The sequence below is a fragment of the uncultured Arthrobacter sp. genome, assembly GCF_902805515.1.
Lineage (GTDB): Bacteria > Actinomycetota > Actinomycetes > Actinomycetales > Micrococcaceae > Arthrobacter_D.
Map to the genome: position 1 here is coordinate 1 of NZ_CADCTE010000110.1, position 24,067 is coordinate 24,067.

Here is a 24,067-nt window from a genome sequence, read left to right on the forward strand (position 1 = left end):
TTTTCCTCGTTGCAGAGGTCGATGCACTCATCGCAGATGTAGACCCCGGGGCCGGCAATGAGCTTCCGCACCTGCTTCTGGCTTTTTCCACAGAAAGAGCACTTAAGCAGGTCTGTGCTCTCACCAATGCGAGCCATGTGTCAGTCCCCTTACGTGGTACTTGGTTGCTGTTTCCACTCTAGGCCACATGATCCTGCTAATCAGTATCAAAATGCCCGTGGTGCCCAACAAGGCGCCACGGGCATTCCGGCCGCAGGACCGTCGCGGACCTACGGAGTGTTGATTTTCGGCTGGATCATCTTGCGTGAGGTGAGGACCTCGTCGACGAGTCCGTAGCTGACCGCTTCGGCCGCCGTGAGGATCTTGTCGCGCTCGATGTCGCGGTTGACCTGCTCGGAATCCCGCCCGGTGTGCAGGGCGATGGTGTCCTCAAGCCAGGTGCGCATGCGCATCACTTCGTTGGCCTGGATCTCGAGGTCCGATGCCTGCCCGCCCTGGCCGCCGGAGAGGGCGGGCTGGTGGATCAGGACGCGGGCGTTGGGCAGTGCAAGGCGCTTGCCCGGCGCTCCGGCGGCGAGCAGGACGGCGGCCGCGCTGGCTGCCTGCCCGAGGCACACTGTCTGCACCTCGGGACGGATGAACTGCATCGTGTCGTAGATCGCCGTCATGGCGGTGAAGGAGCCGCCCGGAGAGTTGATGTAGAGGGTGATGTCGCGCTCGGGGTCGGTCGACTCGAGGACGAGCAGCTGGGCCATGATGTCATCGGCCGAGGCGTCGTCCACCTGCGTGCCGAGGAAGATGATGCGGTCCTCGAACAGCTTGGTGTACGGGTCCTGGCGCTTGAAGCCGTAGGGCGTGCGCTCCTCGAACTGCGGAAGGATGTAGCGGCTTGAGGGCATCTGGGGTGCCTGCGACCCGGCGGTGGCCGTGAAATTGGTGTTCATGGGGTCTCCTGGTGGAAAGTCTGAAAGAGGTAGGAAACTGCGGCAGGCACTTACGCGCGCTGGGTTCCGCCGCCGCCCGATACGGTGCCGGCGTGGGCGGAGATGTGGTCGAAGAACCCGTAGTCGAGGCCCTCCTGCGCGGTGAACCACTTGTCCCGGTCGTTGTCCTTCAGGATGGTTTCGACGCTCTGCCCGGTCTGCTCGGCAGTCAGTTCCGCCATGACCCGCTTCATGTGAAGGATCAGTTCGGCCTGGATGCGGATGTCGGAGGCGGTGCCGCCGATGCCGCCGGAGGGCTGGTGCATGAGGATGCGGGCGTGGGGGGTCGCGTAGCGCTTGCCCTTGGTGCCCGAGGACAGCAGGAACTGGCCCATCGAGGCCGCCAGGCCGGTGGCGACGGTGACGACGTCGTTCGGGATGAACTGCATGGTGTCGTAGATGGCCATGCCGGCCGTCACGGAGCCGCCGGGAGAGTTGATGTACAGGAAGATGTCCCGCTCCGGGTCCTCGGCGGAGAGCAGCAGGAGCTGGGAGCAGATGACGTTCGCGTTGTCGTCACGCACCTCGGAACCGAGCCAGATGATGCGCTCCTTGAGGAGCCGGTTGAAGATGTAGTCATCGCGTCCACCGGGATCGGCGGTCGCCATGCTGGGGGTGGTTGGTTCGGTTGCCATTCTCGTTAACCTCTCACTCTGGCGGGCGCTTCCCCGAAAGGGACTGCCCGTCCGTTTGTCTCACATTGGACACTAACCCGGCCCGGCGAATTTTTGCTCCTGCTCCGGGAACTGTTCGCTGACGGCGCACCAGTCCGGACGGCTCCTTTCCGGCCGGAACCGGGGCCGCCGCGGCAACGCAAAAGACGCCGCAGCCCGGGGGCTGCGGCGTCTTTTCACGCTGGTGAGGCGTGGGAATCAGGCGCGCTGTGCGTCGTCGCCCTCGGTGACCTCGGCGGCGGGCGCGTCCTCGACGGTGTCGTCGACGTCGACGGTCTCGGTGTCGTCGGCGCCGGGGCGCACGAAGTCGGTGAGATCGACGGCGTCACCGTTGGAGTCGGTGACCTTCGCCAGTTCGAGGACCTTGGCCAGGGCCTTGCGGCGCCGGACCTCTCCGACGATCATCGGGACCTGGCCGCTGGAGTCGAGCATCTGGGCGAACTGGTTCGGTTCCATGCCGTACTGGCTGGCGGTCGAGACGATGTAGTCGATCAGCTCGGCCTGGCTGACCGAGACCTCTTCCTTCTCGGCAACCGTGTCGAGGATGATCTCGTTGCGGAAGGCGCGCTCGGTGTTGGTGCGCACCTCCGCACGGTGCTCCTCGGTGTCGTGCTCTTCGCCGGCGTTGCCGGCGTTCTCGGGCTTGAAGTGCTGCTCGAGCTGCTCGGTGATGACAGCCTCGGGGACGGGCACCTCGATCATCTCGACCAGCTTGTCGAGGACCTTGTCGCGGGCTTCGACGCCCTGGTCGACGATCTTGCTTTCGGCGGCGCGCTTGGCGAGGTCCTCGCGCAGCTCGGCTGCGGTGTCGAACTCGCTGGCCAGCTGGGCAAAGTCGTCGTTGACCTCGGGGAGCTCGCGCTCCTTGACGGCCTTGACGGTGACGGTGACCTCGGCGTCGGCACCGGAGTGCTCGCCGCCGGCGAGCTTGGTCGCGAAGGTGGCGGACTCATCGACGCTCAGGCCGGTGACGGCCTCGTCCATGCCCTCGAGCATGGTGCCTGCGCCGACCTGGTAGGAGAGGTCCTGCGCGGAGTCGACCTCTTCGCCGTCGACCTTGGCGCTGAGGTCAATCGTCAGGAAGTCCCCGTCCTTGGCCGGGCGGTCGACGGAGTTGAGCGTGCCGAAGCGGCTGCGCAGCTCGTCCACGGCCTTGTCGACGTCCTCGTCCGATGCCGTGGCTGCCTCGACGGTGACCTCGATGCCCGAGTAGTCGGGCAGTTCGATCTCGGGGCGGATGTCGAGCTCCACGGTGAAGACGAGCTGGCCGTCCTTCTTGGCGGGGTCGGGAACCTCGGTGATTTCGACCTCGGGGCGGCTCAGCGGCCGGATCCCGGTCTCCTTGACGGCGTTCTGGTAGAACCCGTCGAGCCCGTCATTGACGGCGGTCTCGATGACGTAGCCGCGGCCAACGCGCTGGTCGATGAGCTGCTGGGGAACCTTGCCCTTGCGGAATCCAGGAACCTGCACCTGACCGGCGATCGTCTTGTAAGCCGCGTCGATGTTCGGCCTGAGTTCCTCGAACGGGACCTCGACATTGAGCTTCACCCGCGTGGGGGAAAGGTTTTCGACAGCGCTCTTCACAGCGTAGGACTCCTGAGTGATTGGGATAGTTTCCGTATTGAAAAACGAGGACCCGGTATCCGAAAATACTAGGGTCTTCGACATACGGAGTCGGGGTGACAGGAGTTGAACCTGCGACTTCCTGCTCCCAAAGCAGGCGCTCTACCAAGCTGAGCTACACCCCGAGAGTGCGAGAGCCAGTCTACGTAACTTTGACCCCCGTTGCACATTTGGCGAATGCAGCCCACCTGTGGTGTAGTTATATGCGTTCCTGAGAGCCTCTGAGGCCCGGGATTCCGGGGATGTAGCTTAATGGTAAAGCCTCAGTCTTCCAAACTGATTACGCGGGTTCGATTCCCGTCATCCCCTCGGAAACGACAACACCCGGACGTCTTGGACGTCCGGGTGTTTTTGTGTGCTCCGGGTGTTTTTGTCTGCGCTGCCGTGCGGCCGGGCCTAGTCGGGGACGTCCCCGGTGGCCTCGTAGTCGGCGATCTTGCCGATGCGGCGCACGTGGCGGCTGTCATTGCTGAACGGCTCGGCGAGGAAGGCCTCGATGATTGAGGTCGCCTCCTCGACGCTGTGCTGGCGGCCGCCGACGGCGATGATGTTCGCGTCGTTGTGGTTGCGGGCCAGCCGGGCGGTGTCGAGGTTCCAGGCCAGGGCGGCGCGGATGCCGCGCACCTTGTTGGCGGCGATCTGCTCGCCGTTGCCGGACCCGCCCAGCACGATCCCGAGCGCCTCAACCCCTGCGGCCTGGTCGGCGACGACGGCGAGGGCCGCGTTGATGCAGAAGCGGGGGTAGTCGTCCTCGGGGTCGTACTCGGTCGGGCCGTGGTCGACCACGTCGTAGCCGGCGGCGCCGAGGTGGCCGACAAGGTGGGCGCTGAGCTCCATCCCTGCATGATCTGTGGCGAGGTGGACACGCATGAGCAATCCGTTCGGTCGGGGGCGATTCCGCCTTCTAGCCTACTGCTCCGGCGCCGCCCCGGTGTCTCCCCCGCGTGCGCGGACCCGCCTCCGCGCGGCCTCCCGTTCCCCGGCAGCGCTGCGCCGGGAACCCCGGAGGGAGGTGCTTAAAAGGAAAAAGTGAGAGAATACGAAACGCTGCGCAGGGCGACCCCGACGCGGCGTCCTTGTTCCCCACCCTGGAGGCGACCCCTTGCCCGGCATGAACCTGACGCGCAGCGAAGCCAGCGTCCGCTCCGAACTCCTGCAAGTCCACTCCTACGACATCAACCTTGACCTGATGCGCGGAGAGCGCGTGTTCGGTTCGAGGACGGTGATCCGCTTCGATGCGGTCCAGGGCGCCTCAACGTTCATCGATGCAGTGACGGACACCGTGCACCGCGTGAGCCTCAACGGCGTGGAACTCGATCCCGCCTCGGTCGCCGACGGTTACCGCATCGCCCTGCCGGACCTCGCCGCCTCGAACGAGCTCGTTGTCGATGCCGACATGCTGTACATGAACACGGGCGAGGGGCTCCACCGCTTCGTGGACCCCGTGGACCGCGAGGTCTACCTCTACACCCAGTTCGAGGTTCCCGACTCCCGGCGCGTGTTCGCCGTGTTCGAGCAGCCCGACCTGAAGTCGACCTTCCGCTTCACCGTGACGGCGCCGCCGCACTGGGATGTCATCTCCAACTCCCCCACCCCCGAGCCGGTCGCCGCCGCCGCTGCCGGCGAGGAGCCGGCACGCTCCACCTGGTCGTTCGAGCCGACGCCGGTCATGTCCTCCTACGTCACGGCCCTCATTGCCGGCCCGTACCAGGCGGTGCGCAGCGAACTGACGAGCGCCGATGGGCGCACCATCCCGCTTGGGGTCTTCGCCCGCCGGTCGCTCATGCAGCACCTCGACGCCGAGAACATCTTTCAGCTCACCCGCCAGGGCTTCGAGTTCTACGAGAAGCAGTTCGGCACGCCCTACCCGTTTGAGAAGTACGACCAGCTGTTCGTCCCGGAGTTCAACGCCGGGGCCATGGAAAACGCCGGCGCGGTGACGTTCGTGGAGACCTACGTCTTCCGCTCCCGCGTCCCCGAGGCCACGGTGGAACGCCGGGCCATCACCATCCTTCACGAGCTGGCCCACATGTGGTTCGGCGACCTCGTCACCATGAAGTGGTGGAACGACCTGTGGCTCAATGAGTCCTTCGCCGAGTACATGTCGACCCTGGCCGCCGCGGAGGCGACGGAGTTCACCCAGTCCTGGACCACGTTCGCCTCGCTGGAGAAGTCCTGGGCGTACCGCCAGGACCAGCTGCCCTCAACGCACCCGATCGTCGCCGAGATCAAGGACCTGGATGACGTCCAGGTGAACTTCGACGGCATCACCTACGCCAAGGGTGCCTCGGTGCTCAAGCAGCTGGTCGCCTGGGTGGGCCAGGAGAAGTTCATGGAGGGCGTTCGCGAGTACTTCTCCCGGCATTCCTGGAAGAACACCGAGCTCAAGGACCTGCTCGTGGAACTCGAGAAGGCCAGCGGACGCGACCTCACCCAATGGTCCTCGCTGTGGCTCGAGACCGCCGGCGTGAACACCCTGCGCCCCGAGTTCACCGTGAACGAGGACGGCGTGATCACCGCCTTCTCCATCGCGCAGTCCGCACCGGAGGACTACCCCACCATCCGCCCGCACCGCCTCGCGGTCGGCTTCTACGACCTCGATGACGAAGGCCGGCTGACCCGGGTCTCCCGCATGGAGCTCGACGTCGACGGTGAGCGCACCGAGGTGCCCGAGGCCGTCGGGCAGCGCCAGCCCGCCCTGGTCCTGCTGAACGACGACGACCTCGCCTACGCCAAGATCCGCCTTGACCCGGCGTCCTTGCGCACCTCCATCCGGCACCTGCGCAACTTCGCCGATTCCCTCGCCCGCACCCTCGTCTGGGGCTCGGCCTGGGACGCGGCGCGGGACGGCGAGACGCCGGCGCGGAACTACGTCGAACTGATCATGCAGAACATCGGCGAGGAATCGGACTCCTCGGTGGTCCTCGTGCTGCTCCGCCAGCTGGCCGCAACCCTCACGTTCTACGTCAACCCCGAGGACCGGCAGGCCATGAGCGACGCCGTGGCCGACAGCCTGCTCGAACTCTCCGAAGCGGCAGGGCCCGGGTCGGACTCGCAGCTCCAGTTCATCAAGGCCTTTGCCACCCACGCCCGGACCGATGCCCAGCTCGACGTCGTCGAGGCGATCCTGACCGGCACCTCCGTCCCCGAGGGGCTGACGGTCGACTCGGACCTCCGCTGGGAGCTGCTCACCTCACTCGTGGCCGGGGGCCGGTACGGGCAGGAGCAGATCGACGCCGAACTCGAGGCCGACTCCACGGCGACCGGTCAGCTCGCGGCCGCCCTGGCACGCGCCGCGGTGCCGACCGCGGAGGCCAAGGCCGACGCCTGGAGTGCCATCGTGGAGCGCAGTGACCTGCCCAACGCCGCCCAGCGCTCGGCGATCCAGGGTTTCACCCGCGTCCACGACACCGCGCTGCTCGAGCCGTACGCCGCGAAGTACTTCGACTCGGTCCGGGAGGTCTGGGACTCGCGCACCTACGAGATCGCCCAGCAGATCGTCGTCGGCCTGTACCCCTCGCGGCTCGTCTCCGAGGACACCCTGGAGCGGACCGACGCGTTCCTGGCCGAACTCGGTGACGAGATTCCGTCGCTGCGGCGCCTGATCCTCGAGAACCGCGACGGCGTGCAGCGGGCGCTGCGCGCCCAGGCCGTGGACCGGTAGCCCGTGAACCTCTCCGAACACCGATACAACGTGGCGGTGAAGTGGACGGGGAACCTCGGCACCGGCACCTCGGGCTACCGGGACTACAGCCGGGAGAACGAGGTCACCGCCCCCGGGCTGCCGCTCCTTCCGGGCACCGCCGATCCGACCTTCCATGGGCAGAAGGACCGGTGGAACCCGGAGCAGCTGCTCCTTGCCGCCCTGTCCCAGTGCCACCTGCTGTCCTACCTCCACGTGGCGGTGAAGGCGGGTGTGACAGTGACCGCGTACGACGACGACGCAGAAGGCTTTATGCGGCTCAACCGCGACGGCACCGGCGAATTCACCCGCGTTCTCCTCCGCCCCCGGGTGACGGTCGCCTCACCGGAGGACGTCGAGAAGGCCACCGGACTTCATGCCGCGGCCGCTGCGACGTGCTTCATCGCCCGTTCGGTGAACTTCCCGGTCGACCATGAGCCCGTCACGGTCCTCGCGGACCCGGCGGTAGCCTAGTAACAGCAGCGCCGCCGGGCCCCCGCACCGGGCGGGAGCCGGCCCCGCGGCACCCACGAAGGAAGCAGTAAACACCGGCATGGATTTTTTTCCGGAGCTCGGCTACGGCGGGCGTGTCATCGGCGCCGTCGTCATCCTGATCGCCGCCCTCCTCCTCTGGCTTATCGTCCGCTACCTGGTGCACCGCTCGGTGACCCGGGTCCGGAACGGGTACAGCGTCTTCAAGAAACCCCACTTCCGGTGGGCGCAGCCCGTGCTGCGCTCGCTCGACACGGGCCGCCGCAGCCAGCGCGCCGAAACCATCGGCGGCCTCCTCACCAGCGTCGCCGGCGTGAGCCTCGCCATCATCGCGATCATGATGGCGCTCCAGGAACTCGGCCTGAACATCGGCCCGATCCTGGCCAGCGTTGGGATTGTCGGCATCGCCATCGGTTTCGGCGCCCGTGAGGTCATCCGGGACGCGTTCCTTGGCTTCTTCATCACCATCGAGGACCAGTACGGCATCGGGGACACCATCGAGATCGGCGAGACCGTGGGCGTGGTGCAGTCAGTTGGCCTCCGCATCACGCGCATGGTCGATGCGAACGGTGCCATCTGGTACGTGCGCAACGGCGACATCACCAAGGTGGGCAACCGCTCGCAGGGAAACTACATCGAGCCGGCGCCGGCCGACCAGCCGGAGACTGCAGGAGAGAAACCATGACCGAACCCGAGCCGATGCTCCAGGAGACCATTCCGCTGACGCCGGGCCGCCCGGCCCTGCCGGCGGACCGGGTGATCCAGGTCGGGCAGGGCTTCACCCAGCCCGACTACAACTTCTACGAGGCGGTCGGCGGCCACCCCACCTTCGTGAAGCTGATCGACGCCTTCTACGACGGCGTGGCCCAGGACGAGATCCTGCGGCCCATGTACCCGGAGGAGGACCTCGGGCCGGCCAAGGAGCGCCTGCTGTTGTTCCTTGAGCAGTACTGGGGCGGGCCGAAGACCTACGGCGAACAACGCGGACATCCGAGGCTGCGCATGCGCCACATCCCCTTCCAGGTCACGCCGAAGGCCCGCGATGCCTGGCTGCGCCACATGCGCGCCGCCGTCGACTCCCTGGACCTGGCTCCCCTTCACGAGGCGACCCTGTGGGACTACCTCGACCGGGCGGCGCAGTCGATGGTGAACGCCGCGGACTGACCGCAGGCGTGTCCCTCGAGGGCGTTTAGAGCACTGCGGCGGCCCGCACCAGCACGTGCCCGCGCGACGTGCTCAGCCGGGTCCACCGGCCGTTGGTGAACAGCGACGGGGTTTCACCCTCGGCGAGGAACCCCAAGGCGAAGGCGCCGAAGGCGGCTCCCGCAGGCAGGCCCGCGGGAGCCCCGGGGATCGCCCTCCCCCACACCGTGCCGCGCCGGTTGTTGACCATCAGCGCCCCCGCGCGGTCGGGAAGGCTGCCGGCGACGTCGGCGATCCCGGCCCTCGCCGCCTCCTCGAGTGCGTCGGTGGCAAGCGTCCCCGCGGGCTCCCAGCCGGCGCGGGGCGGCAGCACCCCGGCCCAATTCTGCCGCAGTGTCGTCGTCGGGACGGCGAAGACGACGTCATCCCGCATGCGCGCCAGCCGGTCGGAGACCGAGGCCAGCGCCACCGTCACATCGACCCGGGCCGGCTCCGCGAGGGGCATGGTGCGCAGGCCGAGCACCGTGGGGATCGCCTCCCCGAGCACAGCCGGGCGCAGCATGCAGACGTAGGCCGCCAGGACGGTTCCCGAGGCCTGCAGCCGTACGGCGCCGTCGTCGGTTGCCCGCGCCCGTGCCGTGAAGGTGCGCAGGTCTGCCGAGACCTGGGCATCGGAAAAGACGAGGTGCGTCGACTCGAGTGCCGCCGTCACCGCCGGGCCGACCGTCCGCCGGAAGCGTGGAGCTGGACGACCGTGGCGGTGCGGCCGGTGGTATCGCCGTCGCCGCAGCGCGGCGGGAGAAGGTCTGGGAGGGTGCGGGGCATGGATCCATCCTCTCAAACCCGACGCCCGCGGACCATTCGGCGGAACCGTAAGCGGAACCGGCGGCCGAAGCGCCGGGTGCCGCCTTGAGGCGCCGGTATCGGTACGTCTAATGTCAGCAGTAGGCCCGGAAGCCTGCGCCAAGGATCCGGAGAACGCACCCGCCCCGAGGAGACACCGCCCCATGGCCGCAGAGCCCCGCACCGACCCCACGCTCTCGCTGCTGTCCCTGCTCGACCTGAGCAGCGCCGACGGCGCGCAGACCGACGAGGACATTTTCGTTGGGACCTCGGCTCCCCAGCCGGGCAAGCGGGTGTTCGGCGGGCAGGTGCTGGGACAGTCCCTCATTGCGGCGATCCGGACCGTTGAGCCCACCCGGGAAGTGCACTCGATGCACGCCTACTTCCTGCGGGCCGGCGACGCCGACCTGCCCATCACCTTCGGGGTGCAGCGCCTCCGTGACGGCCGGTCCTTTTCCGCCCGGCGGACACACGCCTATCAGGACGGCGTGCCGATCCTTTCGATGATCGCTTCCTTCCAGGAGCCCGACGAGGGCCTGAGCCACCAGGACCCGATGCCCTCGGGCGTGCCGGACCCCGAATCGCTGCCGAGCACCGCCGACCTGCTGGGCGGTTTCGACCACCCGGTGGCCCGGGCCTGGGCCTTCGACCGCCCCTTCGATGTCCGCCACCTCGACTCCCCGCTCTACGTGAGCAATGACGGCGTCCGGGAGCCGCGCAACGCCGTCTGGATGAAGACGTTCGGCCCGATGCCCGACGACGACGGGCTGCACCGGGCGGCCCTGGCCTACGCGAGCGACTACACGCTGCTCGAGCCGATCCTGCGGCCGCACGGGCTGAGCTGGATCCACCCTGGAATGAGCGTGGCCAGCCTGGACCACGCCATGTGGTGGCACCGCCCGGTCCGCGTCGATGAATGGCTGCTGTATGTGCAGAGCTCCCCCAGCGCCTCGGGTGCCCGCGGGCTCGCCGCCGGGAAAATCTACAACCGGGCCGGGGACCTCGTAGCCAGCGTGGCGCAGGAGGGCATGGTCCGCGTCCCCCGGGAGAGCTGAGCACCGCAGCCCGACGCGGCGGCCGTCCCGCATCCGGTCCGCACGACCTCCGCCCGGACCGCGCCGCGGCTCCCAGCACAAGCTCCCAGCACAACGCAGAAGGACACGGACCGAACGGTCCGTGTCCTTCTGCGTCAATCCGTCGTGCAGCCTGCCCTCTCGGGCGGACCGCGGTGCCGACCGGCCGGAGCCGGCCGGCGTCCGCCGTCGACCGTCGGCCTAGCCGCGGGTCAGGCGGCGGTGGGTGACCCGGTGCGGCTTCGCCGCGTCGGGACCCAGGCGCTCGATCTTGTTCTTCTCGTAGTCGTCGAAGTTGCCCTCGAACCAGTACCACTTGTCCGGTTCGGCCTCGGTGCCCTCGTAGGAGAGGATGTGCGTGGCCACCCGGTCAAGGAACCACCGGTCGTGCGAGACGACGACGGCGCAGCCCGGGAATTCAAGCAGCGCGTTCTCGAGGCTCGAGAGGGTTTCGACGTCGAGGTCGTTGGTGGGCTCATCGAGCAGCAGCAGGTTGCCGCCCTGCTTGAGGGTCATGGCGAGATTGAGGCGGTTGCGCTCACCACCGGAGAGCACCCCGGCCTTCTTCTGCTGGTCAGGGCCCTTGAAGCCGAACGCCGAGACGTAGGCCCGGGACGGCATTTCGACCTGGCCGACCTGGATGAAGTCGTGACCACCGGAGACGACCTCCCACAGGGACTTGTTCGGATCGATTCCGCCGCGCGACTGGTCAACGTAGGAGATCTTGACCGACTCACCGATGCGCAGCTCGCCGTCATCAAGCGGCTCAAGCCCGACGATGGTCTTGAACAGCGTGGTCTTGCCGACACCGTTGGGGCCGATGACGCCCACGATGCCGTTGCGCGGCAGCGAGAAGGACAGCCCGTCGATGAGCACGCGCTCGTCGTAGCCCTTGCGCAGGTTCTTCGCCTCGATGACCTGGCTGCCCAGGCGCGGTCCCGGCGGGATCTGGATCTCTTCGAAGTCAAGCTTCCGGGTCCGCTCGGCCTCGGCAGCCATTTCCTCGTAGCGGTTCAGGCGGGCCTTGGACTTGGTCTGGCGGCCCTTGGCGTTCGAGCGCACCCATTCGAGTTCCTCGGTGAGGCGCTTGGACAGCTTGGCGTCCTTCTTGCCCTGGACTTCGAGGCGGGCCCGCTTCTTCTCGAGGTAGGTGGAGTAGTTGCCCTCGTAGGGGTAGAGGTGGCCGCGGTCGACCTCTGCGATCCACTCGGCCACGTGGTCGAGGAAGTACCGGTCGTGGGTGACGGCCAGCACGGCGCCCTGGTAGGCGGAGAGGTGCTGCTCGAGCCAGAGCACGCTTTCGGCGTCGAGGTGGTTGGTGGGCTCATCGAGCAGGAGCAGGTCCGGCTTCTGGAGCAGCAGCTTGCACAGGGCGACGCGGCGGCGCTCACCGCCGGAGAGCACGGTGACGTCGGCGTCCGGCGGCGGGCAGCGCAGGGCGTCCATGGCCTGCTCGAGCTGGGAGTCGAGGTCCCACGCGTCGGCGGCGTCGATCGCCTCCTGCAGCTGTCCCATCTCGGTCAGGAGCGTGTCGTAATCGGCGTCCGGGTTCGCCATCTCTTCGGAGATTTCGTTGAAGCGCTCGATCTTGCCGTAGATCTCCGCGACGCCCTCCTGGACGTTGCCGAGCACTGTCTTTTCCTCGTTCAGCGGGGGCTCCTGAAGCAGGATCCCGACGGTGTAGCCGGGGCTCAGGCGGGCTTCGCCGTTGGACGGGGTGTCGAGACCGGCCATGATCTTGAGAATGGTGGACTTACCGGCACCGTTCGGGCCGACCACGCCGATCTTTGCACCGGGGAAGAAGGACATGCTCACGTCGTCGAGGATCACTTTGTCGCCGACGGCCTTGCGGGCCTTGGTCATTGTGTAGATAAATTCCGCCATACCACTAAGGCTAGTGCGTGGCACGGCATATCTCACATTCCGCAGGTGGCCGCTCCATCCTGTCTCAGCGGGCGGCGCCGGCTTTCGTCGCTGACCTTCCTCCACCGCCTGTCAGGTCGCCCTCCCCGCCTTCCGAGTCCGATCCTTCGTCGGAGCCGCCTGCGGCGCCCAGGTTGTCGGGCGCAAGGATTTGTCCGGTGGCAGGGTCGACACCCTCCGGTACCGCGTCATCCGCCCCGTCGTCGGGTTCCTGGGTCTTCTCGGTATTCTCGATCTTCTCCGCGGAACTCCTCCGGTACGCGGCGGTCCCCCACATCAGGTCATGGCCCACGGACTCCGCGTCGATCTCCACCGAGGTTCCGGTGCGTCCGTCCTCCGTTGCCCACGGACGGACCTTCAGCCGTCCGAAGACGACGACCCGGTCGCCTTTCTTCAGGCTCGCCGAGGCGTTGGTGGCAAGCTGGCGGAACATCGAGACCGAGTACCAGTTCGTGTGCCCGTCGACCCAGGCCCCAGCCTCCCGGTCGTAACGCCGTTCGGTCGTGCACATGCGGAAGCCCGCGATCGGCAGGCCGGTGGGTGTGAGGGCCAGCCGCACCTCCGTGGCAACGTATCCCCGCACCGTGATGGTCTCGCTCATTGCTGTTCCTTCCGCCCGGAATCTCCCGGGCCGGCCGAGCGCCGGCCCTGGTGAAAGTCTCCCCAGGGCAGGGCGGGTTGGGCCGGGGCCGGCCGCGTATGTGGACATCTGTGGGGCACGGGCCCTCCCCCGGGCTGGCTTGTCCAGCGCACCCGGGCCGGGCGCCGGAAGCTAGCATGGGGAAACACCCGAGCTGCAAAGGGGAAACGATGGCTGGACGAACCCGCCGAACCGGAAGCCTGCCCGCTGCAGGAGCCGCCGCGGCAATGGCGCTGATCGCCTTGCAAGGCGCTCTTCGACGGCGGAGGGCCCGCCGCAGGGCCACCAGCCGGGCCGCGGTCGCCCTGCCGGCCGGCGCGGGGACCGCAAACACCCGCACCGCCGCCGCGGCCGACACACGGATCATCGGCATCCTCTCGGATTCCCACGCCCACGGGAAGCATTCGTGGTGGCGCCAGACGGTCGTTGCGGACACCGTGCCCGGACTCCGGCTCGGGTCCTACGAATCCCACCCCGGGGCGCAGACAACGGGTCTGGTCGACCGCCTCGATGCGGCGGTCCGCCAGGCGGACCTGGTGGTGGTGCAGGCTGGAACCAACGACATCCGAAAGGGGCGGTCCCCCGAACAGGCCGCCGAGGGCGTGCGCGTGCTGTGGGACGGCATCGCCGCACGCGGCGCCGCGCCCGTCGCTGCCCTCGTGCCGCCGTCGGAAACGCAGCCCGCCCTCGCCGTTGAGCTGAACCGGCTGATCAGGACTGCCGCGGAGGCCCGGGGCATACCCCTGCTCGATGTGTACACCGCGGTGGCGGCGGCCGACGGGTCGTGGCGGGCCGGGCTCAGCAACGATGGGATCCACTCCAACCGGAAGGGCTCGGACCTGTTGGCGGAGGCTGCCCGGGGGCAGCTGGCCGGGCTGACGAACTGATCCTGCACCGCTCCGGCCGTCCGGCCGAATGCCCGGAACGGGCGGGCCAAGCTGATGGCCCGACCGAGCCTAACGGACAGCGGCTGACGGACAGCGGCTGACGGACAGCGGCTGACGGACAGTGGGCCGGCGTTGGCCCGGCATTAACGAAAAACGGCCCGACCGGACGAAAGCCCGGTCGGGCCGTTTTCCTGAGTGCCCCCGGCAGGATTCGAACCTGCGACCAGAGGATTAGAAGGCCCCTGCTCTATCCCCTGAGCTACGGAGGCATCACAGCCAGTTTACTATGCGGGGCGCGACCCTCCGGAGAGATTCGGCGCCGGAGGGTTCCGCCGCCGGACCTAGTCGGTGGGTCCGAATGAAACCTTCAGCTCGAGCCGGTGCTGGCCGTCGGGGTCCTGCGAGTAGGTGGCCTTGCCCGAGATTCCCGCGAGTCCATCGGTTCCCGAGCCCGGAACGATGTGCCCGGAGGCGGCGGCCTCGGAGCCTTCCGCCACGCCCCAGTGCTGCACGGTCATTGAGCCGGGCCGTCCGCTCACGTACCCGGTGAACTGCTCGGAGGCAACGTATCCGGCACCGAAGTTATTGCCCGCCATGAGCAGTTCGGCGGTGCTCGTGCCGGAAATCTCCCCGGTGAACACCTTCACGGCCCGCACCCGGGACAGTTCGCAGCTGCTCCCCTGCACCTCGTAGGGCTGGGGCTCCCATTCGGTGATCTCATATTCGCCGCGGAACAGGGTTTCTTCGAATTCGGTCATCCTTCAAGTATCACCGCTGATGACGGTGACCGCATGCCGGGAGCTGCCGGCGCAGACTGGTCGGGGTCAAACCGGACCCGGAATCCGCCGGCCTCAGCGCAACATTCCCGGACGGCGGGGACGGAACCGCCGGCGGAAGAGTACCTTGGTGCGCGGGTCGAGGAAGACGAGGTACAGGGCGAAGGCGAAGGCCACCGCGGCGGCGATCTGGCGTGCCACCGTCAGGCTGAGTTCGAAGTAGGGGAAGATGTCCAGCTGGTCCGAGATGGCGTAGATCATGAAGAAGGAGACGGTGAAGTACAGGGTCTTCACCTGCCAGTCCTCGCGGATCCCGGTCACGGCAAACAGTGGAATGAGCCACACCACGTACCAGGACTGGATGATGGGCGCCAGGAGGACGACGGCGGCGAGCGCCAGGGCCAGCCTGCGCACGATGCGTGCATGGCTGCCGACAAAGATCTGGTGCGCGATGATGGCCAGCGAGGCGACCCGTGCCGCCTTGTGCACGAGGTCGGCCAGGAACCATCCGTCCAGCCCGAGGGCTCCGGCCAGGGTAGCGACCACCAGCCCGAGGTAGCCGATCGGTGCGTACCAGATCCAGATGCTCCCCGGCGTGCTCAGCGCCCCCACCCAGCCGAAGCCGAACCCGTTGATCAGCCCCAGAATCCACAGCAGGCCAAGAGACAGTCCCGCGGTCATGCCCCAGTAGACGAACTTGCGCTTCCACGACGCTCCCTTGCCGGCCCACATCAGTCCGATGAACGGCAGGAAGAGAAGGGTGATGGGTTTGATGGCGACCGAGAGGGTCACCAGGAGGATGCCCCAGAGCGGGCGGCGGACCGCGGCGAGGTACAGGCCGGCGAGCGCCAGGCCCAGCATCAGCGCATCGTTGTGGATCGAGGCGACGAAGTTGGTGAGGAACAGCGGGTTCGCGGCGGTCAGCCAGAGGGCGCGGTTCGCGTTGATGCCGTGAAGCGCCGCAAGTTTGGGCACCATCACCACACACAGCGCCACCCCGGCCAGGGCGATCACCCGGAAGAGGATGATGGAGAAGTCGGGCTGCCCGCCGGTGATGCGCACCACCAGCTCCTCGAGCCAGAGGAACACCGGCCCGTAGGGGGTGGGACTCTGGGCCCAGAGGTCGTCGGCCCCGATCTGCAGGTAGTTCGAGATCTGCGAATAGCCGTCCCGATACGGATTGAGGCCGGCGACCATCACCTGTCCCTGGGCGATGTACGCGAAGACGTCCCGGCTGAACAGCGGCAGGGCCACCGCCATCGGCGCCGCCCAGGCGATCACGGCCTTGAGCACGTAGGGGCGTGTCTCCGGCCCCCAGCCGTGCAAGTGCTGCCCGAGGCGCAACCAGGACCGGACGAGCAGCATCCCGCCGACAGCCAGGACCAGCACCGACACCACAGCGCCGGCGGGTTCGAACCTCAGCCAGATGATCAGGGGAATCCGCCGCAGTTCGACCGAGGCCAGGGAAAGCCATCCGACGCCGAGGGATCCGGCCCACATCATCAGCGAGCCGATGAAGCCCTGGAGGATCGCCGTGTTCGGCCGGTCGACGCGCGGCGCCGATGAGGGCTCAGTCACTGGGACCTGGGCGGTCATCTACGGGTATCCAATCGTTGGTCGGCACTGGCGGGACCGGGCGCACCACTACCCCCGATCAGCAGCACCGGATCGGACGACGGCGCTGAACGACCGGGCACCCGGTGGTTCCCGATACGCGGATCGGGCGGCCCTGAGGTTCCAGGACAGCCGGCCGCGGGATCCCGCCCAGACTGCCTCGATATTAGCACCGGCACAGCACGGCCCGGCCCCGCGGACGCCACCGCCGAGCTTGCCGCGCACCCTCCGCGGACGCCGTCACAGCATCCTCCCTAGACCCCTGCAACCGCCGCCGAATACTCAGGGCCGGAGCCGCCGGACCGCCGCGGAGGGACCGCGTCAGCGCGGTACATTGGTCGGGTGCCAATCTCAAATGAACACATCGTCTGGATCGACTGCGAAATGACCGGCCTCAACCTCGAGGCCGATGCCCTCATCGAGGTGGCGGTCCTGGTGACCGACTCGGAACTGAACGTCCTGGGTGACGGCGTCGACGTCGTCATCGCTCCGGACCCGGCGGCCCTGGCCCAGATGGGTGACTTCGTCCGCACCATGCACACCACCTCCGGGCTGCTGGAGGAACTCCCCCAGGGGATGGCCATGGAGGAGGCGGAGGCGAAGGTGCTCGCGTATATCCAGGAGTGGGTGCCGGAGCCGCGGAAGGCCCAGCTGGCGGGCAACTCGGTCGGGACCGACCGCAACTTCCTTGCCCGGGACATGCCCCGGGTCATCGAGCACCTCCACTACCGGATCATCGACGTCTCGACGATCAAGGAACTGGCACGCCGGTGGTTCACCCGCGCCTACTTCCAGGCGCCGGCCAAACTCGGCGGGCACCGGGCGCTCGGAGACATCCAGGACTCGATCCGTGAGCTTCGCTACTACCGGCGGGCCGTGTTCGTGCCGAGCCCGGGCCCGGATTCGGCGGCGAGCAAGGCCCTGGCGCAGGAACTGGACGCCTAAATCACCGCGCCGGATGCCCGGCCGGCCGCGCCGGAACGGGCGGTGGCAAAAGCATCCGAAAAAGTGTGTAAACTTGTTTCCGCTGCCTTTAGCGAATCGATCCAAGGCCGGGTGCAGACCGGGCCGGGGAACGAAAAGGCTGCATGGTGGGTATAGCTCAGTTGGCAGAGCGCCTGGTTGTGGTCCAGGAGGTCGCGGGTTCAACCCCCGTTACTCACCCGAAGAGGCCGGCCGTATCAATGGCCGGCACAACGAGCCGCCTCGGAGATCCTCCGGGGCGGCAGTTGTTTTTTCAGGGCTTTGCCGGCCGGTGAAGGAACCGCGCCATTGACACCGCTGAGGAGTGCCGCATGGAACGCCGAGTGTTCGAAGAAGATCACGAGCTATTCCGCGAAGTTGCCCGCGAGTTCAACGTCCGGGAGGTCGCCCCGCACTACGCGGAGTGGGACCGGGAGCACCGCATGCCGCGCCGGCTGTGGGAAGCCGCCGGCGAGCAGGGCCTGCTCGGGATGGCCGTGCCCGAAGAATTCGGCGGGGCCGGAATGTCCGACTACCGGTTCCGGGCCGTCCTCGATGAGGAGTTCGCACGGAGCAACCACCTCGCCGTCGGCCTCGCGTTCCACCTCCACGACGACATGGTCCTGCCGCACCTGCTGGCTTACGGCTCCGATGACCTGAAGGAGCGCTGGCTGCCCGCCATGGTCTCCGGCGAAAAGGTCACCTCGGTCGCGTGGACCGAACCAGGCGCCGGCAGCGACCTGCGGGGGATCCGCACGAAGGCCGTCCGCGACGGCGACGACTGGCTCCTGAGCGGGCAGAAGACGTTCATCGGCAACGGCATCACCGGTGATGCCTCGCTCGTGCTCGCGCGCACCGACGGCGGAAGCGGCCGCGGCTCCAGTGACTCCTTCACGCTGTTCATGGTGGAGAAGACCGAGGGCTACTCGACCGGCCGCCAGCTGGACAAGATGGGCCTGAAGGCCTCGGACACCGCCGAGCTGTTCTTCGACAGCGTGCGGGTGCCCGGCAACAACGTCGTGGGCGAGGTCGGCTCCGGCCTGCGCTACAGCATCGAGCAGCTCCCCCAGGGCCGGCTGGGCATCGCGGTGGCATCGGCCGCCGTCGCACGCGCCATCTACACCCAGACGCTCACCTACACCCGTGAACGCAACGCGTTCGGCGAACGGATCCTGGACTTCCAGAACACCCGGTTCGAACTCGCCGACATCCTCACCGAGGTTGAGGTCACCGAAACCTACGTGGATTCGGCCATGACGGCCTTCAACGAGGGCAGGCTCGACGCCGTCTCCGCCGCCCGGGTCAAGCTCTGGGCCAGTGAACGGGTCAAGTCGATCACCGACCGCTGCCTCCAGCTGCATGGCGGGTACGGCTACATCCTTGAGTACCCCGTATCGCAGGCATTCCTCGCCGCACGCCTGCTGACCATCTTCGGCGGCACGAGCGAGATCATGCGCGAGACCGTGGGACGCTCGATCGCCGGCTAGCGGCCGCGCCACGTCAACATCCCGGGAGGTCCCCTGGCGGTCCTCCCGGCACCACCGGAAGGACCCATGGCTGTTCACCCAGTGACCATTGTCGGAGAACCCGTCCTGCACCGCAGGGCGGCCGAGGTCGAGACGTTCGACGACGAGCTCCGTGCCCTGATCGCCGACATGTTCGAGACCATGGACAAGGCCAACGGCGTCGGGCTCGCCGCCCCGCAGATCGGTGTGGGCCTGCGGATCTTCGTGTACGGCATGGCCAACGACGACGGCGTGGCGCCGCGCGGCGTCCTGGTCAATCCCACGCTGGTCACCTCCAAGATCTCGGGCGCCGAGCCGGACCCCGACGAGGAGTCCGAGGGGTGCCTGTCGGTGCCGGGCGAGGCCTATCCGCTGAAGCGGGCCGAATGGGTGAAGGTCACCGGTGTCGACGGCGACGGGACGCCCGTCGAGTTCGAAGCCACCGGCTGGTTCGCCCGCTGCATGCAGCACGAGTACGACCACCTCGACGGGAAGCTGTACGTGGACCGGCTCAACGCCCGCCAGGGCCGCAAGGCCAAGAAGACGGTGAAGGCCCACGGGTGGGGCGTTCCGGGCCTCACCTGGCTGCCGGGAGTCGACCCGGATCCGTTCGGGCACTGACGCGCTGCCCCACGCACAAGCCGGCTGCCGCCCTGCGGCGGCCGTGGTCAGGGGCGGCAGCGATCAGGGGCGGTTAGGCGCAGTCAGGAGTTGGGCGCAGTCAGGCGCGGGCGTCCGCCTCGGGGGCCGGCTCGAGGTCCTCCAGCCGCTGCACCCGGCGCAGCGGCCCCAGAAGGGCGATGAGCGGCGCCCCGCAGGCGATGAGGACGCCGATCAGGACAGCCTCCCGCACGCCGAAGAGATGGGCGAGGGTTCCCGCGGCGAAGCTCGCAAGGGCAAGCATTCCCCAGCTCACCGTGCGGGACGCGGCGCCGAGCCGTCCCATCATCCCCGGTGGGCAGACCTGCTGGCGGAAGCTGGCACCCACGACGATGTTCCAAGCCACCGAGGCACCCATGACGAACATCCCCAGCACGCCGATCAGCATGCCCCACCCGGGGGTCATCACCAGCAGGGACCCGTAACCCGCCACTCCCGGCACCATGGACCAGCGCCACAGCGGGCCGGACCCGAACCGTTCGCTCATGGCCTTTGCGGAGATTCCTCCGACCGCTCCTCCCGCGGAGGCACTGGCGAGCAGCAGGCCCAGCCACACCTCGGATTCACCGAGTGTGCGCAGCACGAGCAGCACGATCAGGGAGGCGGCGATGTTTCCGCCGAGGTTCCACAGCGCCGCGTTGAACAGGATGGCCCGCAGGGGCCCGGTGCTGAAGGTGTATCTCATGCCGTCGGCCATGTCCCGCAGGAGGCGGTGTTCGGTCCGAGCGAGTTTCACCTCCTGCACCTTCAGGCGTGAGACCGCCCCGAGGGAGACCAGCGAGGCCCCCACCTGCACGAGCAGCGAATTGGACGCTCCGGCGATCGTCGTCAGCCAGCCGGCCAGGGAACGTCCCGCGGCATCGGCCGCAGCCCCCGAGCCGGTCATGAGCCCGTTCCCCTCGACGAGTTCATGTCTCGAGACGGCCTGCTGCACCAGGGCCGTGTCGGCAAGGTTGAAGAACACCGAGGTGAGTCCGGCCGCGAACGCGACGGCGAACAGATGGACGGTGGTGAGCACGCCCAGCCAGTAGGCCAGTGGAAGGGTCAGCAGGACGGCGACCCGCACAACCAGCGACCAGAGGATCACCGGTTTGCGCGGGAGCCGGTCGACCCAGACGCCGATGACAAGGCCGAAGAGCAGCCAGGGCAGGAACACCATCCCGGCGAGGGCGGCGACTTCGAAGTTGCTCGCGTTGAGTTCGACGGCGGCAACCACCGGCAGGGCGACGGCGGTCACGGCATTGCCGAAGACCCCCGCCGTACCCGAAATCCACAGTGCCCGGAAGTCCGCGTTGCGCACCAGAAGGTGCCTTCGCGGCGGGGCTGTGTCGGTCATTGACACAGAGTAGCGGAGCGCGTGTGATTGCTATCACTCGGGCGGCGGTTCGGAAAGAAAAACTTTCCCTTGGGTTGACCCTTTTACTAAATCTGCCTATTGTTCGCGGCGGCATTACCGAGGGGTAACCTGGGAGGCACCGGCGGCTGCTTACGGCCGGTCGGGGGATGGGCCGACCGGTACGCCGGGTTCTGTTCTCCCGCTCCGTTGCCGGTGCGGGAGCGGCGGCCATCCATCTACGAACGCCGTTGCCGACGCCCTCCAGCGGCCTACCCGGACACTCGGGCGAGCAGCCCTCAAACGCGCCCTGTCTGGCCTTGCTCCGGGTGGGGTTTACCGAGCCATGCCGGTCACCCGGCACGCTGGTGGTCTCTTACACCACCTTTTCACCCTTACTTCCTCCGGCCACGAGGGCCTGGGAAGCGGTCTGTTTTCTGTGGCACTGGCCTGCGGGTTACCCCGAGTGGGCGTTACCCACCACCCTGCTCTGCGGAGCCCGGACGTTCCTCGGTGGCTGCGGCATCTTTCGACCCCGAGCCAACGCGGCCGCCTGGTCGACCCATCCGCCTCCAAGTGTACGGTGAACGCGGACGCGGGCCGGAATCGGTAGAGTATTCGGGTGCTGATTCTGCTGCCCCCGTCCGAAGGTAAGTCCGCGGCGGCGCAGGGGGTGCCGGTCTCCCTCGACAATCTCCACTTCCCCGAACTGAACCCCGCCCGTGAGCGGGTCCTGCAGGCGCTGCGCGACGTCAGCGCCACAGCCGACGCGCACGAGGTGCTCGGCGTCGGCGCATCGCTCGGGGCCGAGGTCCTGCGCAACACCGTCCTCCACACCGAGCCTGCGGCCCCGGCCCACAGCATCTACACGGGCGTCCTCTATGACGCCCTGGACTACAACGGGATGACCCCCGCGCAGCGCCGGAAGGCCCGCGAGCACATCGTGGTCGTCTCGGCGCTCTGGGGCGCGGTGCGCTTCGGTGACCCGATCCCCGCGTACCGCCTTGCCATGTCGGTGACGCTGCCCGGGGCCGGAAGGCTCGGTTCCTTCTGGAAGGGCGTCCTCGACGCTCCGCTGCGCGCCCACTCCGAGGGGTCCCTGATCATCGACTGCCGCTCCAGCACCTATGCCTCTGCCTGGACTCCCCCGGCGGAGCGTACGGTCGCCGTCAACGTCTTCTCCGAGCGGGACGGGAAGCGCACGGTGGTGTCACATTTCGCCAAGCACACGCGCGGCGCCCTCGCCCGGCACCTGCTGACGCGGCGGGGCAAGGCGCCCTCGACGCCGGAGCAGCTGCTGTCGGCCGCATCGGAGGCCTGGAGGGCCGAGCTTGAGCCGGCCTCCGGGAAGAAGCCGGCCCGCCTGAACCTCGTCCTCGATTCCTGAGCCGGGTCCGGCCGCAGCCGGGTGCACTGCTTGAACCGGTGCACTCCCTAAACGTGCATGCAAACGGGTACGCTGCCGGGCAAGGCGTACCAGCCAAGCGGGCGCACTGCCGGAAACAGGGATACTGCTAGGCGGCGTCAGCGACCAGTTCCACTTCGAACCCTTCGACGTTCTCGAGGTACGCCGCATAGTGGTCCGCTCCCCCGGCGAACGGATGCCGCTCCGGGAAGAGCAGCGTCCAGCCGTGGCTCGCGGCCCGGCGGGCCAGCAGGTCCACCTCGCTGCGGGTGCCGGCCCGGAAAGCCAGGTGGTTCACGCCGGGACGGCGGCGCTCGTGCGGTGCCGCCTGGACGTCGGGCCCGGACTCAAGGACGAGGTAGAACCCCTCGCCGCTGTAGCTGACGCCGTCGGCCCATGAGTCCTTCTCGGCGAAGCCCAGGCGCTCCAGCAGCCAGCCCAGGCTCTTCCGGGCGGCCTCGAGGTCAGCCACCCAGACCTCAACATGATGCAGCCGTCCCGGCGCGCGGGGCGGGGCCGGCGGCTCGGGAGCCGCCTCGGGCGCCTTTGCCGCCGAGACGGCGGTGCGCGCCTTCCACGGCACCCCTGCCATGCCCGCGTCCATCGCCTCGTTCGAGAGCCGGTCGGCGTCCTTGTTCCGCTCGCGCGGGATCCACTCATAGGTCACCCGGCGCGGATCGACGATCTTGCGGGCCCGGGCGGCCAGGGTCCGCATATCGGCATGCTTGATCTGCCAGCGGCCGGACATCTGCTCGACGACGAGCTTGGAGTCCATCTTCACGTGGATCCGGCTGGCCGGATTGATCTCGTTTGCCAGTTCAAGGCCCGCCACAAGCCCCGAATACTCGGCCACATTGTTTGAGGCCTTCCCAATGTACTCGGCCTTCTCCACGAGGATCGCACCGGTCTTCGGGTCGCGGACCAGGGCGCCGTAGCCGGCGTGCCCGGGGTTGCCGCGTGAGCCGCCGTCGGCCTCGACGACCAGCAGGGGCGCATCCCCCGACGGGTCCGCGCCGGCGCGGGCATGCGGGTCGAACAGTTCTGCATCGAATCCCACGGGTGTCAGTGTCCCCACTCCGCGGAACGCACCAGGATGGAGCCCGAGTCGGGGCACATCACGATGTCGTCGGGCGCCGCCTTGGAGATGTCGGCGAGGTCGCCGGGGCTGAGCTGCATGCCCGAGCCCTCGGACTTGCCGTGGAAAAGCCTTGCCGCCCCGACGCCGCGGCGTGCCAGCGTTTTCTCGTAGAGGCCGAGCAGTGCGGCGTCGAAGGTTGAGGCGAGCTCGTCGCGCTGCACCTGCACCTCGGCGCGCTGGGCCCCGAGCGTTTCGAGCTCGGCATCGCGTGCCGCTTCGAGCCCCGCCAGTTCGCTGCGGACGGTGTCGGTGCGCTGCTGGACTTCCTGCTGCGCGGCACGGGCCTGTTCGACCCGCTCCATGACATCGAGTTCGACGTCTTCGAGATCCGAGCGCCGGCGGGTCAGGGAGGCGACCTCGCTCTGCAGTGCCGTGAGGTCCTTGGAGGTTCCCGTGCCGCTGTTGAGCCGCTGCTCGTCGCGCTCGAGGCGCGTCACGACGGCCTGGACGTCATCCTCGGCCCGGGTCAGCTCACGCTCGCGGTCGGCCAGTTCGGTGGTGGCCTTGACCAGCTCGCCGTCGACCGTGGCGACCCTGGCCTGCAGGGCTGCGATCTCCGGGTTGTTCCGCACCACCGCGGCCTGCCGCTGAAGCTGGTTCAGCCGGGAGTCAAGCGCCTGCAGATCCAGCAGTCGCAGTTGTTCCTCTGGTGGAGCCTTGGCCACGGTTAACCTCCGGTGTGTGGGCGACTGACGTTCCGTCCTAGCCTA

General features: G+C 68.0%; 23 protein-coding genes, 4 tRNA genes and 1 other RNA gene. 12 read left to right on the plus strand and 16 right to left on the minus strand.

Annotated elements, in window-relative coordinates; genetic code table 11:
* From QZX79_RS09670 to QZX79_RS09690, 5 genes are all read right to left on the minus strand, one after another.
* Positions 1-137, minus strand: a 137-nt coding sequence (locus tag QZX79_RS09670) for a ClpX C4-type zinc finger protein (RefSeq protein ID WP_294568020.1), incomplete at its 3' end; no start/stop codon positions are given.
* A gap of 132 nt (positions 138-269) precedes the next feature.
* The gene (locus QZX79_RS09675; protein WP_294567971.1) at positions 270-944 is read right to left on the minus strand and encodes an ATP-dependent Clp protease proteolytic subunit; all 675 of its coding nucleotides are present in this window, start codon (positions 942-944) and stop codon (positions 270-272) included.
* A 50-nt stretch (positions 945-994) separates the two neighbouring features.
* Positions 995-1,591, minus strand: coding sequence for an ATP-dependent Clp protease proteolytic subunit (locus QZX79_RS09680; RefSeq protein ID WP_294568023.1), 597 nt, complete (start codon positions 1,589-1,591; stop codon positions 995-997).
* A gap of 264 nt (positions 1,592-1,855) precedes the next feature.
* Positions 1,856-3,241, minus strand: a complete 1,386-nt coding sequence (gene tig, locus QZX79_RS09685) for a trigger factor (RefSeq protein WP_294567973.1) — start codon at positions 3,239-3,241, stop codon at positions 1,856-1,858.
* Positions 3,242-3,331: 90 nt separating this feature from the next.
* Positions 3,332-3,405, minus strand: a tRNA-Pro gene (locus QZX79_RS09690).
* A gap of 113 nt (positions 3,406-3,518) precedes the next feature.
* Here QZX79_RS09690 and QZX79_RS09695 point away from each other — a divergent pair.
* Positions 3,519-3,589, plus strand: a tRNA-Gly gene (locus QZX79_RS09695).
* A gap of 87 nt (positions 3,590-3,676) precedes the next feature.
* Here the strand turns inward: QZX79_RS09695 and QZX79_RS09700 are convergent.
* Positions 3,677-4,150 carry a ribose-5-phosphate isomerase gene (locus tag QZX79_RS09700; RefSeq protein ID WP_120165385.1) on the minus strand — a complete coding sequence of 158 codons (474 nt, stop codon included), beginning with the start codon at positions 4,148-4,150 and terminating at the stop codon, positions 3,677-3,679.
* Positions 4,151-4,391: 241 nt separating this feature from the next.
* On the opposite strand from QZX79_RS09700, the gene pepN reads away from it, so the two are divergent.
* The 4 genes from pepN to QZX79_RS09720 all read left to right on the plus strand — a co-directional run bounded on the left by pepN (position 4,392) and on the right by QZX79_RS09720 (position 8,618).
* Positions 4,392-6,944 carry an aminopeptidase N gene (gene pepN / locus QZX79_RS09705; RefSeq protein ID WP_294568025.1) on the plus strand — a complete coding sequence of 851 codons (2,553 nt, stop codon included), beginning with the start codon at positions 4,392-4,394 and terminating at the stop codon, positions 6,942-6,944.
* A 3-nt stretch (positions 6,945-6,947) separates the two neighbouring features.
* Positions 6,948-7,436, plus strand: coding sequence for an OsmC family protein (locus QZX79_RS09710; RefSeq protein WP_120165383.1), 489 nt, complete (start codon positions 6,948-6,950; stop codon positions 7,434-7,436).
* Between the two features lie 79 nt (positions 7,437-7,515).
* Positions 7,516-8,139 (plus strand): mechanosensitive ion channel family protein, encoded by a 624-nt coding sequence (locus QZX79_RS09715; RefSeq protein WP_294567974.1) that lies wholly within the window; start codon positions 7,516-7,518, stop codon positions 8,137-8,139.
* A gap of 14 nt (positions 8,140-8,153) precedes the next feature.
* The gene (locus tag QZX79_RS09720) at positions 8,154-8,618 is read left to right on the plus strand and encodes a globin (RefSeq protein ID WP_294568027.1); all 465 of its coding nucleotides are present in this window, start codon (positions 8,154-8,156) and stop codon (positions 8,616-8,618) included.
* Positions 8,619-8,643: 25 nt separating this feature from the next.
* Here QZX79_RS09720 and QZX79_RS09725 read toward each other — a convergent pair whose 3' ends face one another.
* On the minus strand, positions 8,644-9,309 hold the full coding sequence (locus tag QZX79_RS09725; protein WP_294567976.1) for a hypothetical protein: 666 nt from the start codon (positions 9,307-9,309) through the stop codon (positions 8,644-8,646).
* A 295-nt stretch (positions 9,310-9,604) separates the two neighbouring features.
* On the opposite strand from QZX79_RS09725, the gene QZX79_RS09730 reads away from it, so the two are divergent.
* Complete coding sequence (locus QZX79_RS09730; RefSeq protein WP_294567978.1) at positions 9,605-10,495, plus strand: acyl-CoA thioesterase II; 891 nt, start codon at positions 9,605-9,607, stop codon at positions 10,493-10,495.
* A gap of 219 nt (positions 10,496-10,714) precedes the next feature.
* Here the strand turns inward: QZX79_RS09730 and ettA are convergent, their stop codons facing one another.
* Positions 10,715-12,397 carry an energy-dependent translational throttle protein EttA gene (gene ettA / locus QZX79_RS09735; protein ID WP_294567980.1) on the minus strand — a complete coding sequence of 561 codons (1,683 nt, stop codon included), beginning with the start codon at positions 12,395-12,397 and terminating at the stop codon, positions 10,715-10,717.
* Between the two features lie 64 nt (positions 12,398-12,461).
* Entirely contained in the window at positions 12,462-13,037 is a 576-nt protein-coding gene (ssb, locus tag QZX79_RS09740) for a single-stranded DNA-binding protein (RefSeq protein ID WP_294567982.1), read from the minus strand.
* A gap of 209 nt (positions 13,038-13,246) precedes the next feature.
* Here ssb and QZX79_RS09745 point away from each other — a divergent pair, with 209 nt between their 5' ends.
* A complete protein-coding gene (locus QZX79_RS09745; protein ID WP_294567984.1) occupies positions 13,247-13,963 on the plus strand; it encodes an SGNH/GDSL hydrolase family protein in 717 nt (238 codons plus the stop codon).
* A gap of 196 nt (positions 13,964-14,159) precedes the next feature.
* On the opposite strand, the gene QZX79_RS09750 is transcribed toward QZX79_RS09745, so the two are convergent.
* The 3 genes from QZX79_RS09750 to mptB all read right to left on the minus strand — a co-directional run bounded on the left by QZX79_RS09750 (position 14,160) and on the right by mptB (position 16,335).
* Positions 14,160-14,232: transfer RNA gene (locus QZX79_RS09750), tRNA-Arg, on the minus strand.
* Positions 14,233-14,304: 72 nt separating this feature from the next.
* Positions 14,305-14,721 (minus strand): DUF3224 domain-containing protein, encoded by a 417-nt coding sequence (locus QZX79_RS09755; RefSeq protein WP_294567986.1) that lies wholly within the window; start codon positions 14,719-14,721, stop codon positions 14,305-14,307.
* 93 nt (positions 14,722-14,814) lie between these two features.
* The gene (gene mptB, locus QZX79_RS09760; RefSeq protein ID WP_294567988.1) at positions 14,815-16,335 is read right to left on the minus strand and encodes a polyprenol phosphomannose-dependent alpha 1,6 mannosyltransferase MptB; all 1,521 of its coding nucleotides are present in this window, start codon (positions 16,333-16,335) and stop codon (positions 14,815-14,817) included.
* Positions 16,336-16,695: 360 nt separating this feature from the next.
* On the opposite strand from mptB, the gene orn reads away from it, so the two are divergent.
* The 4 genes from orn to def all read left to right on the plus strand — a co-directional run bounded on the left by orn (position 16,696) and on the right by def (position 19,442).
* Positions 16,696-17,298, plus strand: a complete 603-nt coding sequence (orn, locus tag QZX79_RS09765) for an oligoribonuclease (protein WP_294567989.1) — start codon at positions 16,696-16,698, stop codon at positions 17,296-17,298.
* Between the two features lie 146 nt (positions 17,299-17,444).
* A tRNA-His gene (locus QZX79_RS09770) sits at positions 17,445-17,517 on the plus strand.
* A 131-nt stretch (positions 17,518-17,648) separates the two neighbouring features.
* Positions 17,649-18,803 (plus strand): acyl-CoA dehydrogenase family protein, encoded by a 1,155-nt coding sequence (locus QZX79_RS09775; RefSeq protein WP_294567991.1) that lies wholly within the window; start codon positions 17,649-17,651, stop codon positions 18,801-18,803.
* A gap of 66 nt (positions 18,804-18,869) precedes the next feature.
* On the plus strand, positions 18,870-19,442 hold the full coding sequence (gene def / locus QZX79_RS09780; RefSeq protein WP_294567993.1) for a peptide deformylase: 573 nt from the start codon (positions 18,870-18,872) through the stop codon (positions 19,440-19,442).
* Positions 19,443-19,542: 100 nt separating this feature from the next.
* On the opposite strand, the gene QZX79_RS09785 is transcribed toward def, so the two are convergent.
* Both QZX79_RS09785 and rnpB read right to left on the minus strand, forming a co-directional pair.
* Positions 19,543-20,781 carry an MFS transporter gene (locus QZX79_RS09785; RefSeq protein WP_294567995.1) on the minus strand — a complete coding sequence of 413 codons (1,239 nt, stop codon included), beginning with the start codon at positions 20,779-20,781 and terminating at the stop codon, positions 19,543-19,545.
* 200 nt (positions 20,782-20,981) lie between these two features.
* Positions 20,982-21,379, minus strand: an RNA gene (gene rnpB / locus QZX79_RS09790) — RNase P RNA component class A.
* Between the two features lie 57 nt (positions 21,380-21,436).
* Between rnpB and QZX79_RS09795 the strand changes: the two genes are divergently transcribed.
* Positions 21,437-22,201: a YaaA family protein gene (locus tag QZX79_RS09795; RefSeq protein ID WP_294567997.1), complete on the plus strand. Its 765-nt coding sequence runs from the start codon at positions 21,437-21,439 to the stop codon at positions 22,199-22,201.
* Positions 22,202-22,328: 127 nt separating this feature from the next.
* On the opposite strand, the gene QZX79_RS09800 is transcribed toward QZX79_RS09795, so the two are convergent.
* Both QZX79_RS09800 and QZX79_RS09805 read right to left on the minus strand, forming a co-directional pair.
* On the minus strand, positions 22,329-23,207 hold the full coding sequence (locus QZX79_RS09800; RefSeq protein WP_294568029.1) for a reverse transcriptase-like protein: 879 nt from the start codon (positions 23,205-23,207) through the stop codon (positions 22,329-22,331).
* Positions 23,208-23,281: 74 nt separating this feature from the next.
* On the minus strand, positions 23,282-24,022 hold the full coding sequence (locus QZX79_RS09805) for a zinc ribbon domain-containing protein (protein ID WP_294567999.1): 741 nt from the start codon (positions 24,020-24,022) through the stop codon (positions 23,282-23,284).
* Between the last annotated feature and the right edge of the window lie 45 nt (positions 24,023-24,067).

Coding starts and splice junctions, on each gene's coding strand:
- QZX79_RS09675 (WP_294567971.1), bottom strand. CDS start 944: ATGAACACCAATTTCACGGCCACCGCCGGGTCGCAGGCACCCCAGATG.
- QZX79_RS09680 (WP_294568023.1), bottom strand. CDS start 1,591: ATGGCGACCGCCGATCCCGGTGGACGCGATGACTACATCTTCAACCGG.
- QZX79_RS09700 (WP_120165385.1), bottom strand. CDS start 4,150: ATGCGTGTCCACCTCGCCACAGATCATGCAGGGATGGAGCTCAGCGCC.
- pepN (WP_294568025.1), top strand. CDS start 4,392: ATGAACCTGACGCGCAGCGAAGCCAGCGTCCGCTCCGAACTCCTGCAA.
- QZX79_RS09715 (WP_294567974.1), top strand. CDS start 7,516: ATGGATTTTTTTCCGGAGCTCGGCTACGGCGGGCGTGTCATCGGCGCC.
- QZX79_RS09720 (WP_294568027.1), top strand. CDS start 8,154: ATGCTCCAGGAGACCATTCCGCTGACGCCGGGCCGCCCGGCCCTGCCG.
- QZX79_RS09730 (WP_294567978.1), top strand. CDS start 9,605: ATGGCCGCAGAGCCCCGCACCGACCCCACGCTCTCGCTGCTGTCCCTG.
- ettA (WP_294567980.1), bottom strand. CDS start 12,397: ATGGCGGAATTTATCTACACAATGACCAAGGCCCGCAAGGCCGTCGGC.
- ssb (WP_294567982.1), bottom strand. CDS start 13,037: ATGAGCGAGACCATCACGGTGCGGGGATACGTTGCCACGGAGGTGCGG.
- QZX79_RS09745 (WP_294567984.1), top strand. CDS start 13,247: ATGGCTGGACGAACCCGCCGAACCGGAAGCCTGCCCGCTGCAGGAGCC.
- QZX79_RS09755 (WP_294567986.1), bottom strand. CDS start 14,721: ATGACCGAATTCGAAGAAACCCTGTTCCGCGGCGAATATGAGATCACC.
- mptB (WP_294567988.1), bottom strand. CDS start 16,335: ATGACCGCCCAGGTCCCAGTGACTGAGCCCTCATCGGCGCCGCGCGTC.
- QZX79_RS09775 (WP_294567991.1), top strand. CDS start 17,649: ATGGAACGCCGAGTGTTCGAAGAAGATCACGAGCTATTCCGCGAAGTT.
- def (WP_294567993.1), top strand. CDS start 18,870: ATGGCTGTTCACCCAGTGACCATTGTCGGAGAACCCGTCCTGCACCGC.